The 14429-nt window shown below is 62.2% G+C and carries 13 protein-coding genes; 10 read left to right on the top strand and 3 right to left on the bottom strand.

All coding sequences use genetic code 11. The features are described from left to right. Window positions 1-125 precede the first annotated feature (125 nt). Window positions 126-761, top strand: coding sequence for a hypothetical protein (locus BLV20_RS25005; RefSeq protein ID WP_092305092.1), 636 nt, complete (start codon window positions 126-128; stop codon window positions 759-761). Window positions 762-803: 42 nt separating this feature from the next. On the opposite strand, the gene BLV20_RS25000 is transcribed toward BLV20_RS25005, so the two are convergent. Then, window positions 804-1349: a hypothetical protein gene (locus tag BLV20_RS25000; RefSeq protein ID WP_092305091.1), complete on the bottom strand. Its 546-nt coding sequence runs from the start codon at window positions 1347-1349 to the stop codon at window positions 804-806. 378 nt (window positions 1350-1727) lie between these two features. Here BLV20_RS25000 and BLV20_RS24995 point away from each other — a divergent pair, with 378 nt between their 5' ends. Next, window positions 1728-3149, top strand: a complete 1422-nt coding sequence (locus tag BLV20_RS24995; RefSeq protein WP_092305090.1) for a phosphatidylserine decarboxylase family protein — start codon at window positions 1728-1730, stop codon at window positions 3147-3149. Between the two features lie 54 nt (window positions 3150-3203). Here BLV20_RS24995 and yghX read toward each other — a convergent pair whose 3' ends face one another. Then, window positions 3204-4091, bottom strand: a complete 888-nt coding sequence (gene yghX, locus BLV20_RS24990; protein ID WP_092305089.1) for a YghX family hydrolase — start codon at window positions 4089-4091, stop codon at window positions 3204-3206. A gap of 180 nt (window positions 4092-4271) precedes the next feature. On the opposite strand from yghX, the gene BLV20_RS24985 reads away from it, so the two are divergent. After that, window positions 4272-5060, top strand: a complete 789-nt coding sequence (locus tag BLV20_RS24985; protein ID WP_092305088.1) for a DeoR/GlpR family DNA-binding transcription regulator — start codon at window positions 4272-4274, stop codon at window positions 5058-5060. Window positions 5061-5071: 11 nt separating this feature from the next. On the opposite strand, the gene BLV20_RS24980 is transcribed toward BLV20_RS24985, so the two are convergent. Next, window positions 5072-6013 carry a class I SAM-dependent methyltransferase gene (locus BLV20_RS24980; RefSeq protein ID WP_092305087.1) on the bottom strand — a complete coding sequence of 314 codons (942 nt, stop codon included), beginning with the start codon at window positions 6011-6013 and terminating at the stop codon, window positions 5072-5074. Between the two features lie 141 nt (window positions 6014-6154). Between BLV20_RS24980 and BLV20_RS31520 the strand changes: the two genes are divergently transcribed. From BLV20_RS31520 to BLV20_RS24950, 7 genes are all read left to right on the top strand, one after another. Next, entirely contained in the window at window positions 6155-6310 is a 156-nt protein-coding gene (locus tag BLV20_RS31520; protein ID WP_175540262.1) for a hypothetical protein, read from the top strand. A 261-nt stretch (window positions 6311-6571) separates the two neighbouring features. Beyond that, window positions 6572-8248, top strand: coding sequence for an MFS transporter (locus tag BLV20_RS24975; RefSeq protein ID WP_092305086.1), 1677 nt, complete (start codon window positions 6572-6574; stop codon window positions 8246-8248). 394 nt (window positions 8249-8642) lie between these two features. Beyond that, a complete protein-coding gene (locus BLV20_RS24970) occupies window positions 8643-10091 on the top strand; it encodes an NAD-dependent succinate-semialdehyde dehydrogenase (protein WP_092305085.1) in 1449 nt (482 codons plus the stop codon). 31 nt (window positions 10092-10122) lie between these two features. Then, window positions 10123-11715, top strand: coding sequence for a gamma-glutamyltransferase (gene ggt, locus BLV20_RS24965; protein ID WP_092305084.1), 1593 nt, complete (start codon window positions 10123-10125; stop codon window positions 11713-11715). Between the two features lie 26 nt (window positions 11716-11741). Beyond that, window positions 11742-13121: an aspartate aminotransferase family protein gene (locus BLV20_RS24960; protein ID WP_092305083.1), complete on the top strand. Its 1380-nt coding sequence runs from the start codon at window positions 11742-11744 to the stop codon at window positions 13119-13121. Between the two features lie 24 nt (window positions 13122-13145). Further along, window positions 13146-13634 (top strand): RidA family protein, encoded by a 489-nt coding sequence (locus BLV20_RS24955; protein WP_092305082.1) that lies wholly within the window; start codon window positions 13146-13148, stop codon window positions 13632-13634. An 18-nt stretch (window positions 13635-13652) separates the two neighbouring features. Then, window positions 13653-14309, top strand: coding sequence for a GntR family transcriptional regulator (locus BLV20_RS24950; protein WP_092305081.1), 657 nt, complete (start codon window positions 13653-13655; stop codon window positions 14307-14309). The last annotated feature ends 120 nt before the right edge of the window (window positions 14310-14429 follow it).

The following is a 14429-nucleotide window of genomic DNA, read 5'->3' as shown; positions in this document are numbered from 1 at the left end:
GGGATTGCGGCTGGCGGGAAGAAATTTTTCATTGATGGCCTTTTGATATTGCTCGCCACTCTCTAGAATCGCCGCGGCCACTCCAGCCATGGAGGCGCTTGCTACCCAACCTAAGGAAAACCGCAATGAAGATTGGAAAGATTCTGGGCCTGTCCCTGATGCTCGCGCTGACCGGTTGCGCCAGCTTCACCAAGGACGAAGTGGCGGCGGTGGATATGCCGTCCATGTCCGGCTACGCCAACAAGCCGAACGTCTATGTCAGCTTCACTTTCTATCAGGGCGAGCCCCAAAGCGCTTCGGCCGTCGAAGTGCCGCAGGCGCGCGAGATGCTCAAGCCGCAGTTGCAAAAAGTCTTGAGCGACTCCGGCCTTTTCGGTCGCGTGACCCTGGATGAATTCCAGAAGCAGCCGGGCGATTACAACCTGCGGCTGAAGGTCTACAACCATCCGCCAAGTGGCGGCCAGACGGTCATGGCCTTTATCAGCGGCTTGACCTTCACCCTCATTCCGGCGATGGCGACCGATCAATACACCATGAGTCTCGAGGCGCTGGACCCGCAGGGCCAGGCTGTCGGCAGCTCCAGCAACCATGATGGGATCAATACCTGGATGGGCATCTGGTTCGTGCCGCTGATGGGCAATACCCCGAAGGACGCGGTGAGCGACACCTTCAGCCGTCAGGTCAATGCGCTGCTCAAGCAGATGGTCGAGCGCAACAGCCTGAAATATTCGGCGCTCGATTCCCGCGTGCCCCGGGTCTGAGCCGAATAAAAAAGAGCCGCTTGAGCGGCTCTTTTTTTGTCTTTATTTCAGCGCCTGGATGAACTGCGGGTCGCTGTACAGGGCTTTCAGCAAATCACGCACCAGCGGGTTGTAGGCATTGGCGGCGTTGGGGATAGCGATGGGCCCGAAGAAGCTGCTATTCCATTGGCTGTTCACGGTCTGGGTCGCCTCATATGCCACCTCGCTGCCCTTGAGCAGGGTGAAGCGCGCCGCAAGCTGGCCATGACCGCTGGCCACTCCGGCGCTCAGTTCGTTCTTCAGCACTAGTACCTGCAGGTGTCGTTGTGCTTGCGGGTCCAGCAGGCCGGCGCGGCGCAGCTCTTCGTTGATGGCGTCCTGAATATGCAAGGGGATGCTGCCGCTGGGCGAACGGATCGGATTGGCGCGGACCGACAGCGAACCCTGGCCGGCCGCCGCCGTTACCTGTGTATCGCTGATCGTGTGCAGAGGCGGGTTCTGCTTGAGTCGTTGGACGTTGTCGTAACTCGGTTCATAGCGCGTCATGGTCATGCCACAGCCTTGCAGCAACAGCGCGAGCAGAGGAACGAACAGCAGGGATTTTTTCACGGCATTTCCTTGCGTGAGGGGATTGGTGGGGCGGGATTATCGACTGATGGCGGTTGGCTATCAATGTTGTAAAGCGTGACCCCGAACAACTCTTGGTCGCCTGCGCCGTGAATTTTCCCGGTGCCCCCCAGAAACCCGCCAGAGCAGCTTTACTTGTCCAGGCAAGTCACGCCTGTAGTTGGCCGTTCGGCCGCCGCATTCTGCCCGGGATTGGCATTGCGAGAAGGACACGGAGTGTCGTTCAACCCCGTACTGGACCCTTGTCGCCCCTGACATGAACGCCTGCTGGAGCGGTCGTTTGCTGGCCGGTACCTCACCGCGGTCTGGTTGCGCCCGTGCCATTGCCGCACGGCGCCGCCTCTTTAAAGGAGTAAAGACATGACTCAGTACGACAAACAGCTCAACAACCCCAAACAGCCGTCGCGCCAGGCCCGCCTGGAAAGCACCGGCGCCGAGCGGCTGACGCTGGCCAATGCCGGGCCGATCCAGATGGGCTTCTGGGTGCCCAACCGGGTATGGGCCACAGCCAAGTTCCTGATGCCGCTGCGCAACCTGATCGCGGAAAAGAAAAAGGCCGGAACCCTGGCGCCGATGCGACCGGAAATCATCGAGTTCCAGGCCTGGGTCACCCACAACAGCGTGTACCGCATGTGGGTCAATTCGATGATCGAGCAGTCGAATGCCTACGTGGCGACCCTGGACGAGGCGACCAAGGAGCAGATCAAGGACTCGGACGGCGACGCGCTGTGGATCGCCGGCTACGACAGCTTCTTCGAGATTCTCAACGAGATCATCAGCACCTCCTCGTCGTTCAACGCCACGGCCCAGGTCGGTACGCCGATGAACGCCTTCCTGGCGGTGTCAATGGGCACCGAGGCGGGTGTCGCGCTGTTTCATGACACGACCTTCAACCAGCAGTTCAAGAAGGTGCTCAACGCCTGGAACAGCTTCCTCAAGAGCAGCGCTTCCCTCGACAAGCTGGACATCAACGACCCGGAAAAAGAGGGCTCGTGGATCTCCAAGGCGGCCCATGAGGCCGGGGTGTGGACGCAGATGGAGCACGACCCGAACCTGCCCGGCTACGGCTTCGACTCCTGGAACGCGTTCTTCATCCGCAGGTTCGTGCCCGGCGCGCGGCCGTTCCTGGGCAACGCGGCGACCCAGGTCAACATCGGCTGCGAGACCACGCCCTGGCAGTACGAAAACAACGTGGCCTTGGAAACCGAGTTCTGGATCAAGGACGTCAATTACTCGCTGCTCGACCTGTTCGGCGGCCAGAAGCAGTGGGCCGTGCCGTTCCAGGGCGGGCAGGCTTATCAGGGTTTCCTCTCGGCGACCCACTATCACCGCTGGAACGCCCCGCTCGACGGCAAGCTGGTGCGCTCCTGGGTGCAGCCGGGCACCTATTTCGCCCAGCGTCCGGCCCAGGGCGAAGGCGAGGGCACCTGGGAGGGCACCGAGTCACAGCCCTACCTGGGGCACGTCGCCGCCCGGGCGATCTTTGTCTTCGAGCACCCGACCTGCGGGTATGTCGCGCTGATCTGCATCGGCATGGTCGAGGTTTCGACCTGCGTGATCGAGCCGCCATTCATCGTCGATGAGGGCGCGGCACCGGTGAACATCACCCGTGGCACCGAGATCGGGCATTTCGAGTTCGGCGGTTCGACCCACATGATGATCTTCCAGAAGGGCCGGGTGCAGCTGGAAGACTGGGCGCTGAACGCGGTCGCGCACCAGAACGACCCGCAACCGACACCCATGGGCACGGTGATTGCCACGGCGTTGTTGAACAAGGGGTAAACCCTGCCACAAGCGACGGCGCCCTCGCGCCGTCGCGTTCGCATGGGCGTGCGCCTACACCAGGTATTTGCGCAACCACGCCAGCGTGCGGTCCCAGGCCAGGTTGGCCGCCGCTTCGTCGTAGCGGGGTGTCGAGTCGTTGTGAAAACCGTGGTTTACCCCGGGGTAGATGTAGGCCTCGTAGGTCTTGCCCGCGGCTTTCAGCGCCTGCTCGTAGGCTGGCCAGCCTTCGTTGATGCGCGTGTCCAGTTCGGCGTAGTGCAACAGCAGCGGCGCGTGGATCCGTTCGACTTCGGCGCTGTCCGGCTGGCGCCCGTAGAAGGGCACGGCCGCCGCCAGTTCCGGGTAGGCCACGGCCGCGGCGTTGGCCACGCCACCGCCATAGCAGAAGCCGGTGATGCCGACCTTGCCGGTGCTGGCGTCGTGCTCGAGCAGCCATTGGATGGCGGCGAAAAAGTCGTTCATCAGCTTTTCCGGGTTGATCTTCAGCTGCAGCTCACGGCCCTTGTCGTCGTTGCCGGGGTAGCCGCCAACCGACGTCAGGCCGTCGGGGGCCAGGGCGATGAAACCGGCCTTGGCCAGGCGCCGCGCGACGTCCTCGATATAGGGGTTGAGCCCACGGTTTTCATGGGCCACCACCACCGCCGGCAGCTTGCCTTCGGCCTTCGCCGGGCGCACCAGGTAACCCCGGACCTGTTCGTGGCCCTTGGGCGAGGGGTAGGTGATGTATTCGGCGATGATCGCCGGGTCGGTGAACGACACCTGTTCGGCCAGGGCGTAGTTCGGGGTCAGGGCGGCGAGGGTGGCGCTGGCGGTCAGCCCGACCAGGGTGAAGGCCGCCGCCCGGTCGAGAAACTCGCGGCGGCTGATCTTGCCGTGGGCGTAGTAGTCGTAGAGCTCGAGCAGCTCGGGGGCGAAGTCTTTGGCACTGAGACGTTGCATCGTGCGTTATCTCCTTAATCATGGGCGTCCGGGTGCCACATGGCCTGTGGGCGGAGCGAATTCACCCCGGTTGCATCAGTAAAGCAAGCCTGGGCCCAGGCGGCCAATGCGCGGGGGCGACGTTGTGTTTGGAGCACGCCTTGGCTAATCTCGCATAAACACGCAAAAACAGGCATAAGCATGCAAGGTCAACACGCCATCGCCGAACTGCCCCATGTGCGCCGGCAGAAAATCCTGCTGCTGCTCGAGCGCGACGGCAAGGTCATGGCGTCCGAACTGAGCCAGCATTTCGCGGTTTCCGAAGACACCATTCGCCGCGACCTGGCGGAGCTGGCCGATGCCGGGCTGCTGCAACGGGTCCACGGCGGCGCGCTGCCACGACCCAAGGACACCGGCAAGGATGTGTTCACCCGCCTGGGCGAAAGCAGCGAGGTCAAGCGCCACCTGGCCAGGCTCGGCGCGCAGCGGGTGCAGGAAGGGCAGATCGTGATGTTCGACTCGGGTTCGACCACGTTGCTGATCGCCCAGTCGCTCCCTGCCGATATCGGCATCACCGCGGTTACCGCCTCGCCGCTGATCGCCGTCGCCCTGGCCGAATACCCGCGCAGCCAGGTGATTCTCGCCGGCGGCCGGCTCAACCCGGCGACCCTGTCTTCGGGCGGCCACGAGGCGGTGCGCCTGATCCAGGGTATCCGCGCCGACCTGCTGTTTACCGGGGTGTGCGCGATTCATCCGGAGGTCGGCATCACCTCGCTGCATTTTGACGAAGTGCCGCTGAAGCAGGCCTTGCTCGACAGCGCCTCCCAGGTGATCGCGGTGACCACCGCCGACAAGCTCGGCGCGGTGGAGCCCTTTGCCGTGGCGCCGTGCGAGCGCCTGCATACGCTGATTACCGAGCAGCACCTGGCCTCGGGCAATGTCGAAGACTATCGGCGCCTGGGCATCGAGGTGGTGCAGGCCGCGGTGTGACGGCGGCGGGCCTACTCGACCCGGCGGAACACCAGCGCCTTCAGGCCGCTCTCGATGTCGGTATCGGGAAACTCCGGCGGGTTGTCCAGGCGTTGCTCGAAGCGCAGGCCCGGGGCCTCGCGGGTGACGCCGTCGATCAGGAAGTCCGAACCGACGGCCGGGTCGTTCATGCAGGCCAGCACGCAGCCGTCGGCCGTGAGCAATTCCGGCAGGCGGCGCAGCACCCGGGCGTAGTCCTTGGTCAGCAGGAAGCTGCCTTTCTGGAACGAAGGCGGGTCGATGATCACCAGGTCGTAGGGTCCGCCGCTTTTTACCTTGCTCCAGGACTTGAACAGGTCGTGGCCGAGAAAGCTCACCCGGCTCAGGTCGTGGCCGTTGAGCCGGTGATTGTCGCGGCCACGGCTCAGGGCCGCGCGTGACATGTCGAGGTTGACCACATGGGTCGCGCCGCCTTCGATGGCCGCCACCGAGAAGCCGCAGGTGTAGGCGAACAGGTTCAGCACGCGCTTGTCGCGGGCATTGGCGCGCACCCAGTTGCGGCCGTAGCGCATGTCGAGAAACAGGCCGTTGTTCTGCTTCTGGCCCAGGTCCACGCGGTAGCGCAGGCCTTCCTCGAGCAGGGTCCATTCATCGATAGGTTCGCCCACCAGCCAGTCCACCGGGCTTTGCAGCTGATAACGGTGTTGCAGCAGTAGGGTGTGGGCGCCACAAGCCTGCCATTCGGGCGAAGTGCTGATCGCCAGCAGCAATTGCTTGAGTGCATCCAGCTGCTGCGGCTCCGGCTCCTTGAACAGCGCCACCAGCACCACGCCCTGCAGCCAGTCGACAGTCAATTGCTCCAGCCCCGGCCAGCAACGCCCACGGCCATGGAACAGGCGCCGGGTTTCCGCAGGAGCGGACGCCAGGGCTGTCAGCAGATGGTGGTGCAGGATGGAAAGGGCGTCGGGGTTCATCGAAGGAGGGCCGGCAATAAAAGGGCGGGCATTTTAAACATAAATGCCGCGCTGGGAACGCGGCAAGTCAATGGCCAGCACCCGCGCCGATGGCGGGGTGCTGTGTCGGGCGGGGCTGCCGATCAGGTGTGGAACAGGGCAATGGCAAAGGAAACCACGATCATGCAGGCGACCGCAAAATTGATATTCATGACGTACGGGTCCGACGGTATTAAAGGTGGCGCCATTCTGAAGGCATCGGCCGAAAATGAAAAATCCGCTTTCATGATTGGCATGATCGACGGCGGTGATGGTTAACCACGGAAGGGGCGTGAGGGCCGCCAGGCGGTGGGCGAGTGGATATCTGGGCGAAGCTGATTATGCTTCAGGAAGCCTTGCGATGCGGGGCAATCAAGCTGTTTACATGCTTTGCGCAATCCGTAGTTCGACGAACATCAGCTCGACGACATCAGTTCGACAGTTCGATGACATCAGCCTAATGACATCAGCCCAGGGCCAGGGTGCAACGAAGGCAGCAAGGCACTCCGGCCTATAACAAGAACAAGACGGAGAACCCTCATGCCGGCAATCGACAGTACAACCACGGGCAGCGCGCCCAACCGCGGGATCACCAGGGAAGAACGCAAGGTCATTTTCGCCTCGTCCCTGGGCACCGTATTCGAGTGGTACGACTTTTACCTCTACGGCTCCCTCGCCGCGATCATCGCCAAGCACTTCTTTGCTGGCGTCAACGAAACCACCGCCTTTATCTTCGCCCTCCTGGCGTTCGCCGCGGGCTTTGCCGTGCGGCCGTTCGGCGCCATCGTGTTCGGCCGCCTGGGCGACATGATCGGGCGCAAGCACACCTTTCTCATCACCATTGTGATCATGGGCGTCTCCACCGCCGTGGTCGGCCTGCTGCCCAGCTACGCGACCATCGGCGTGGCGGCGCCGATCATCCTGATCACCTTGCGCCTGCTGCAAGGCCTGGCGCTGGGCGGCGAGTATGGCGGTGCGGCGACCTACGTGGCCGAGCATGCCCCCAAGGGCAAGCGCGGCTACTTCACGTCGTGGATCCAGACCACGGCGACGCTCGGCCTGTTCATGTCGCTGCTGGTGATCCTGGCCTGCCGCACCATTCTCGGCACCGAGGCCTTCGAGGCCTGGGGCTGGCGGATTCCCTTCCTGCTGTCGATCCTGCTGCTGATCGTCTCGGTGTATATCCGCCTGCAATTGAGCGAGTCGCCGGTGTTCCAGAAGATGAAGGCCGAGGGCAAGTCGTCCAAGGCGCCGCTGACCGAGTCCTTCGCCCGTTGGGACAACCTGAAGATCGTGATCATGGCGCTGCTCGGCGGCACCGCCGGCCAGGCGGTGGTCTGGTACACCGGGCAGTTCTACGCGCTGTTCTTCCTGCTGCAGATGCTCAAGATCGACCCGCAGACCGCCAACCTGCTGATCGCCGGCTCGCTGCTGCTCGGCACGCCGTTCTTCATTCTGTTCGGCAGCCTGAGCGACCGCATCGGTCGCAAGGGCATCATCATGGCCGGTTGCATCCTCGCGGCGTTGACCTACTTTCCGATCTTCAAGGCACTGACCCAATACGGTAACCCCGAGGTGTTCAGTGCCCAGGAGCGCAACCCGGTCACGGTGATCGCCGACCCTGCCCAGTGCTCGTTCCAGTTCGACCCGGTGGGCAAGGCCAAATTCACCAGTTCCTGCGACCTGGCCAAGAGCGTGCTGGCGAAGAAAGCCATCCCTTACGCGAACGAGAAAGCCGAGCCCGGCACCGTCGCGCAGATCCGTATCGGCGACAAGGTGCTGCCGAGCTTCGAAGGCACCGGCATGCCGGCCGCCGATTTCAAGGCGCAGAACGATGCCTTCGTCGCCACCCTGGGCAGCGCCCTCAAGGACGCCGGCTACCCCGAGAAAGCCGACCCGGCCAAGACCCACTATCCGGCGGTGCTGGCGCTGCTGACCCTGCTGGTGATCTACGTGACCATGGTCTACGGGCCGATCGCCGCCTGGCTGGTGGAGCTGTTCCCGGCGCGCATCCGCTACACCTCGATGTCGCTGCCTTATCACATCGGCAACGGCTGGTTCGGCGGCTTCCTGCCGACGGTGGCGTTCGCCATGGTGGCGGCCACCGGGGACATCTACTACGGGCTCTGGTACCCGATCGTCATCGCGGTGATGACGGCGATCCTGGGCACCTTCTTCCTGCCGGAAACCAAGGACCGGGACATTCACCACGCTTGAGCTGCGCACGTCCTCTCCCGCCAGGGGGAGGGCGTGCCCTTGGTGGCGGGCCAGGCTTATCGATGGCGTAGGGGCGCAGCCGTTGCATCGCTGTGCCTGTGATTGTGCGTGGCGAAACGCTAACGCTCACCTCATCGAGCTCGTCGAAAGCAATCCTCGAGCGGCCGAGCCGAGCGTCCGCTCTAGCCAGTCGCAGTGGTTCAACGCTCCCAGGCAGCGGGCGCCGCTCTGCCACGGGCTTTCCTTCATTCAGATCAATCACCATGCCTCGACCCGTTCATCGAATCGCGTCGCTCAGGGGCATGTCCTGTCGCTTTTGGAAATTGTCGGCCATGGATAAAGGTGCTTATATGGATTCATGTATTAATGTATCCAATTATCCAGGTAGCCAAAAATGCAATCTCTACCCTGTGATCTCATCAAGGATCAGTGTTTCGTCGCCGGTCACTGGATCGAGGCGCCAGACAAGCGTTCTTTCAGCGTGACCAACCCGGCTACCGGCCAGGCGATTGGCTCGGTGCCCCGTGTGGGCGCTGCGCAGACCCGGGATGCAATTGAGCGAGCCGCCCTGGCCCAGCAGAGCTGGAAGATGCAGCCCGCCAAGGAGCGGGCCAGGCTGTTGTTCCAATGGGCCGACCTGGTTGAGGCGCGGACTGAAGACCTGGCCCGCATCCTGACGGCGGAGCAGGGCAAGCCGCTGGCCGAGGCGCGCGGTGAAGTGGGGTCCACGGTGGCCTACCTGCGCTGGTTCGCCGAGGAGGCGCGCCGTATCGAGGGGCAGGTGCTGCCGTCGCCCTCGGAGGATCAGCATTACCTGGTTTTTCGCGAACCGGTGGGCGTGTGCGCGGCGATCACGCCGTGGAATTTCCCCTCATCGATGATCGCTCGCAAAGTCGCCCCCGCGCTGGCGGCGGGCTGCACCCTGATTCTCAAGCCCGCGGAACAGACACCGTTGTCGGCATTGGCCTTGGCTGCGCTGGCACAAGAGGCTGGCTTGCCGGCAGGGGTCTTCTCGGTGATTACCGGGGATCCGCAGGAGATTGGCGACGTGCTGTGCGCGAGCGACAAGGTAAGAAAGATCAGCTTCACCGGCTCTACCCAGGTGGGGCGCATGCTGATGGCGCAATGTGCCCCGTCCATCAAGAAGCTGTCGCTGGAACTGGGCGGCAACGCACCCTTTATCGTCTTCGAGGACGCGGACCTGGACGCCGCCGTGAAATCCCTGGTCGCGGTCAAATTTCGCAACGCCGGGCAGATGTGTACCAGTGCCAACCGCGTCCTGGTGCATGCGGCCATTTACGATGAATTCCTCGAGCGGTTGATTGACGCGGTGAAGGCGCTGAAGGTAGGCGATGGCCTGGACCCGGGCACTCACGTCGGCCCCCTGATCGATGGACGTGCCGTGCATAAGCTCGATGTCTTGATCGGCGATGCCGTGGCCAGGAATGCGCGGCTGTTGCTGGGCGGCAGCCGGCACTCGCTGGGCGGCACGTTCTTTGAGCCGACGGTCCTGGCAGAAGTGGATGCCTCGATGCGCATGGCCCGTGAGGAGATCTTCGGGCCCGTTGCCGCCTTGTATCGCTTCTCTTCGGAGGAGGATGCCATCGCCATGGCCAATGCCACCGAATACGGCCTGGCTGCCTACTTCTTCAGCCGGGACATGGCGCAGGTGTTCCGTGTCCTGCGCCAGTTGGAGTACGGCATGGTCGGCGTCAACAGCCATTTGATCGCCAATGAAGTCGCGCCTTTTGGCGGAGTCAAACAATCCGGACTGGGCCGCGAAGGGGCCCGGGAAGGAATCAATGAATATCTGGAAACCAAGTTCGCTTGTATCCAGGTCTGAGTTAAGCCCTTTCCATGCTGAGTGAAAAATAATGCACAAGACATTCAACTGGGATCTTCCCTACCCATCGCAAAAGATGCCGCTGCTGGCGAAGAACGTCGTCAGCACTTCGCAGCCGCTGGCGGCGCAAGCCGGCGTGCGGATGCTGCTGGCCGGCGGTAATGCGGTGGATGCGGCATTGGCCACGGCAATCGCCCTGACCGTGGTCGAGCCGGTCATGAACGGCATCGGCGGCGACTTGTTCGCCCTGGTGTGGGACAACGGCCAGCTGCACGGTCTCGATGCCTGCGGACGGGCCCCCGCAGCTTGGGACCTGGAACACTTTGCCGGCCAGCAACAGATGCCGACCAAAGGTTGGGACAGCGTGACCGTGCCGGGGCAGGTAGCGGGTTGGGCGGCTCTGTCGCGACGTTTTGGCAAGTTGCCGTTTTCGCAGTTGTTCGGGCCAGCGCTCGAGTATGCGCAGGAGGGGTTCGCTGTCAGCCCGCAGATTGCCCGGCAGTGGCAGGCCCAGGCCCCCGAACTGATGGAGCAGCCGGGTTTTCGCGAGGCCTTCACCCGAGACGGCAAGTTGCCCGCGGCAGGTGACTGGTGGCGTTTTCCCGAGCAGGCGGCGTCGCTTCGGAGCATCGCGCAAAGCCATGGCGAAAGTTTCTACCGCGGCGAGCTCGCCGAACGGATCCTGGCTTTCGCCAGGCAGTGCGGAGCCGCGCTGCGCGCCGACGACCTGGCGGCCATGGAAGTGGAGTGGGTCAAACCGATCAGCCAGGATTTTCGCGGCTACACCCTGCACGAGATCCCGCCCAGCGGCCAAGGCATCGCCGCGCTCATGGCACTGGGCATGCTCGAGTCCTTCGATATCGAAGCCATGGGCCTCGACAGCCCTGACGCCTATCACGTGATGATCGAAGCCATGAAGCTCGCCTTTGCGGACCTGCATGCGCACGTCGGTGATCGCACGCACATGAAGCATTCGGCCGAGGCGCTGCTGGACAAGGACTATCTGCGCCAGCGTGCACAGCTCATTCAGCCCCAGGCTTCATCGGTGGTCGCCGGTACTCCAACGCTGGGCGGCACGGTCTACCTCGCCGCGGCGGACGCCGACGGGATGATGGTTTCGTTTATCCAGTCCAACTACAAAGGCTTCGGTTCCGGGGTCGTCGTACCCGGCACCGGCATCAGCCTGCACAACCGTGGCATGGGGTTTGTCCTGGAGCCTGGGCATGTGAACCAGGTCAGCCCGGGGAAAAAGCCCTTGCACAGCATCATCCCGGGTTTCATCAGCCGGGGAGGCGAGCCGGTCATGGCCATGGGCGTGATGGGCGGCAGCATGCAGGCGCAAGGTCACCTGCAAATGGTGGCGCGCCTGGCCTGCTTCGGTCAGAACCCGCAGGCCATGAGCGATGCCCCGCGTTTTCGCGTCGAGGCGGGGCCCGTCGTTCACCTGGAGGCGCATACCCCGGCCCATGTCATTGAATCGCTGAAAAACCGCGGTCACCGCCTGCAGGTCCACGAGCCCGGAAGCATGGAGTTTGGCAGCGCCCAGTTGATCCAGTGCGGCGCAAACGGCAGCTACGTTGCCGCCTCCGATTCGCGTCGCGACGGCCAGGCTGTCGGTTACTGATCCACCCCTTACAAGAGAATAAAAACATGCACGCATCTACCGAACAGAACCTTTCCCGCCTCGATGCACAGCATCATTTGCACGGGTTCAGCAACGCAGTGAAGAACCGCGAGGAAGGCTCGCTGATCATGGAGCGCGGGGAGGGCATCTACGTTTTTGACGAGCAGGGTGAGAAGTACATCGAGGCACTGTCCGGCCTCTGGAGCGTGGCGGTCGGCTTCAGCGAGCAGCGCTTGGTCGAGGCGGCCATGCGGCAGATGAAGAAGCTGCCGTTCTACCACACCTTCACCCAGCGCTCGAACCAGCCCTTGGTTGAGCTGGCGCAAAAGCTGATCGCCCTGGCGCCGGTTCCGATGAGCAAGGCCTTCTTCACCAACTCCGGCTCCGAGGCCAACGACACGGCGATCAAGCTGGTCTGGTACCGCGCCAATGCCTTGGGCCAGCCACAGAAGACCAAGATCATCTCGCGCAATCGTGCCTACCACGGTGTAACGCTGGGTGCCTCGAGCCTGACCGGCCTGCCCCATGTCCAGGGTGGTTTCAATGCGCCGTTGCCGGGTTTCTTCCATCTGACCGCGCCGCACTATTACCGCGAAGGCCGGCCGGGTGAGTCCGAAGAGGATTTTTCCCGGCGCCTGGCGCAGGAGCTGGAAACACTGATTCTGCGCGAGGGGCCGCAGACCATTGGCGCCATGTTCGCTGAACCCTTGATGGGCGCGGGCGGGGTCATACTGCCGCCGGCCGGTTACTGGACCTTGATCCAGGCGGTCCTTGAAAAGCACGACATTCTGCTGGTTGCCGATGAGGTGATCTGCGGCTTCGGGCGGACCGGCAAGATGTTCGGCAGCGAGCACTTCGGCATCACCCCGGACATGATGGTGCTCTCCAAGCAGCTTTCGTCTTCCTATCTGCCGATTTCCGCTTTGCTGATCAACGAAAAGGTCTACTCGGCCGTCGCTGCGCAAAGTGCCAGTCGCGGCACCTTTGGCCATGGCCTGACGGCAGGCGGGCATCCAGTGGCCGCGGCGGTGGCGCTGGAGAACATCAAGATCATCGAAGAGCGGGAATTGGTGGCGAAGGCCTGTGCCCTGGGCGAATACCTGGCCACGCGCCTGGCCGGGCTGGCTGCGCACCCGCTGGTGGGCGAGGTGCGGTCCCTGGGCTTGATCGGTGCGATCGAGCTCGTCGGCAACAAGGATGACAAGACGCCATACCTGGCCGCCGGGAATCTGGGGGCGATGATGTCCGCTGCGTTGTTCCGCCGTAAAGTCATCACGCGCAATATCGGTGATGCCATTGCGTTATGCCCGCCGTTGATCATTACTCAAGAGCAACTTGCAGACCTGTTGGACCGTTACGAAGAGGCGCTGGCCGAAGTGACTGCCGAAGTCCAGGGCAGTCGTTGAAACACGAGACAGGAGCACGGCGGCATGAAAGTTGAGCAACGTTTAAAAGAGATGGGCATTGAATTACCCCTTGCCGAAGTGGGCGAGAATTACTACGGCACCAAATATGGAAAAATGAAGCCTCACTATATCAGCGGAAACTTGTTGTTTCTGTCCGGGCAAACCGCCGGGTTGAATGCCCAGGGCGAGGCGAGATATCCCGGTCGCGTGGGGCGTTCCATTGATGTCGAGCAGGCGCGTGAAGCGGCAAAGTTGACGGCTATTAATTGCATTGCCGCGATCAAGAATGCCATTGGTGATCTGGATCGCGTAGTGGGTATTGCCAGGGTTCTTAACTTTGTAGCGTGCGACATTGATTTTACCGAGCCGCATCTGGTGTCGAGCGCCATGAGCGATTTACTGGTGGACGCCTTTGGGGAGACAATAGGAATTGCCCCAAGGGCAACCATCGGAGTCACGTCGCTAGCGGACGATTACTGTTTCGAAACTTGGGTGACTGTCGAGTTTTCCTGAGCATATACAGAGGGTGTCATGGCTGAGCAAATCGAATTTAACGGACTCGCACTTTCGGCTGAAGGTGAGGCATATCGCTTCATCGAAAGCGGAATCCGGCAGGGCCGTTATCGCGCGGGAGAGCGGCTGGTCGCCGAGGATATCGCCGCTGAAATCGGCATGAGCCGAATGCCGGTGCGCGAAGCTTTCCGCAGGCTTTCCGCCGAAGGACTGCTGCATATCAGGCCGAACCGCGGGGCAATCGTGCGTGGCTTGAATGCCCAGGAAATGCGCGAAGTATTCGAAATTCGCGCCAGCCTTGAAGCCCTGGCCGCCGGTCTCGCGGTGCCCAGGCTGACGCCGCAATCCATTGCAACTCTGGAACATTTGCTCGACCAGATGGAACTGTGCAACTCGGATTATTCCGAATGGGTCACTAAACATCGTGAGTTCCATGAGTACCTGACGGGATTGGCCGGCATGCCACGCCTCAATGCCCAGCTCGTAGGCTTGCATTCCTCACTGGAGCCTTATATGCGCATATGGCTTGAACATGCGGATAAACCGATGACTTCGCGGGATGATCATGCGGGCATTATTCGAGCCCTCAAGAGTGGCGATCAGGCGTTGGTAGAGTCGGTGGTGCGAGAACATGTAAGAGCTACGATTCCCGCACTGGTAACTTTAGTAAGTTAATAACCTGGCGAGAGTCGCCAGTTAAATAGGTTACTTGTTTCAGCGTGATCTCCTTGGTTGTAAAGGAGGTCGCGACAGGGATGTTTCGCCTTGAATTCAACAATAACAATATTTAAAGAG

Origin of the sequence: Pseudomonas sp. NFIX28 (assembly GCF_900107395.1) — a bacterium.
GTDB lineage: Bacteria > Pseudomonadota > Gammaproteobacteria > Pseudomonadales > Pseudomonadaceae > Aquipseudomonas.
This window is presented reverse-complemented; position numbering and strand designations above follow the sequence as displayed.

Bases quoted from the DNA above. Each gene is read 5' to 3' on its own strand.
- BLV20_RS25005 (WP_092305092.1), top strand. From the start codon at position 126: ATGAAGATTGGAAAGATTCTGGGCCTGTCCCTGATGCTCGCGCTGACC.
- BLV20_RS24995 (WP_092305090.1), top strand. From the start codon at position 1,728: ATGACTCAGTACGACAAACAGCTCAACAACCCCAAACAGCCGTCGCGC.
- yghX (WP_092305089.1), bottom strand. From the start codon at position 4,091: ATGCAACGTCTCAGTGCCAAAGACTTCGCCCCCGAGCTGCTCGAGCTC.
- BLV20_RS24985 (WP_092305088.1), top strand. From the start codon at position 4,272: ATGCAAGGTCAACACGCCATCGCCGAACTGCCCCATGTGCGCCGGCAG.
- BLV20_RS24980 (WP_092305087.1), bottom strand. From the start codon at position 6,013: ATGAACCCCGACGCCCTTTCCATCCTGCACCACCATCTGCTGACAGCC.
- BLV20_RS31520 (WP_175540262.1), top strand. From the start codon at position 6,155: ATGGCAAAGGAAACCACGATCATGCAGGCGACCGCAAAATTGATATTC.
- BLV20_RS24975 (WP_092305086.1), top strand. From the start codon at position 6,572: ATGCCGGCAATCGACAGTACAACCACGGGCAGCGCGCCCAACCGCGGG.
- BLV20_RS24970 (WP_092305085.1), top strand. From the start codon at position 8,643: ATGCAATCTCTACCCTGTGATCTCATCAAGGATCAGTGTTTCGTCGCC.
- ggt (WP_092305084.1), top strand. From the start codon at position 10,123: ATGCACAAGACATTCAACTGGGATCTTCCCTACCCATCGCAAAAGATG.
- BLV20_RS24960 (WP_092305083.1), top strand. From the start codon at position 11,742: ATGCACGCATCTACCGAACAGAACCTTTCCCGCCTCGATGCACAGCAT.
- BLV20_RS24955 (WP_092305082.1), top strand. From the start codon at position 13,146: ATGAAAGTTGAGCAACGTTTAAAAGAGATGGGCATTGAATTACCCCTT.
- BLV20_RS24950 (WP_092305081.1), top strand. From the start codon at position 13,653: ATGGCTGAGCAAATCGAATTTAACGGACTCGCACTTTCGGCTGAAGGT.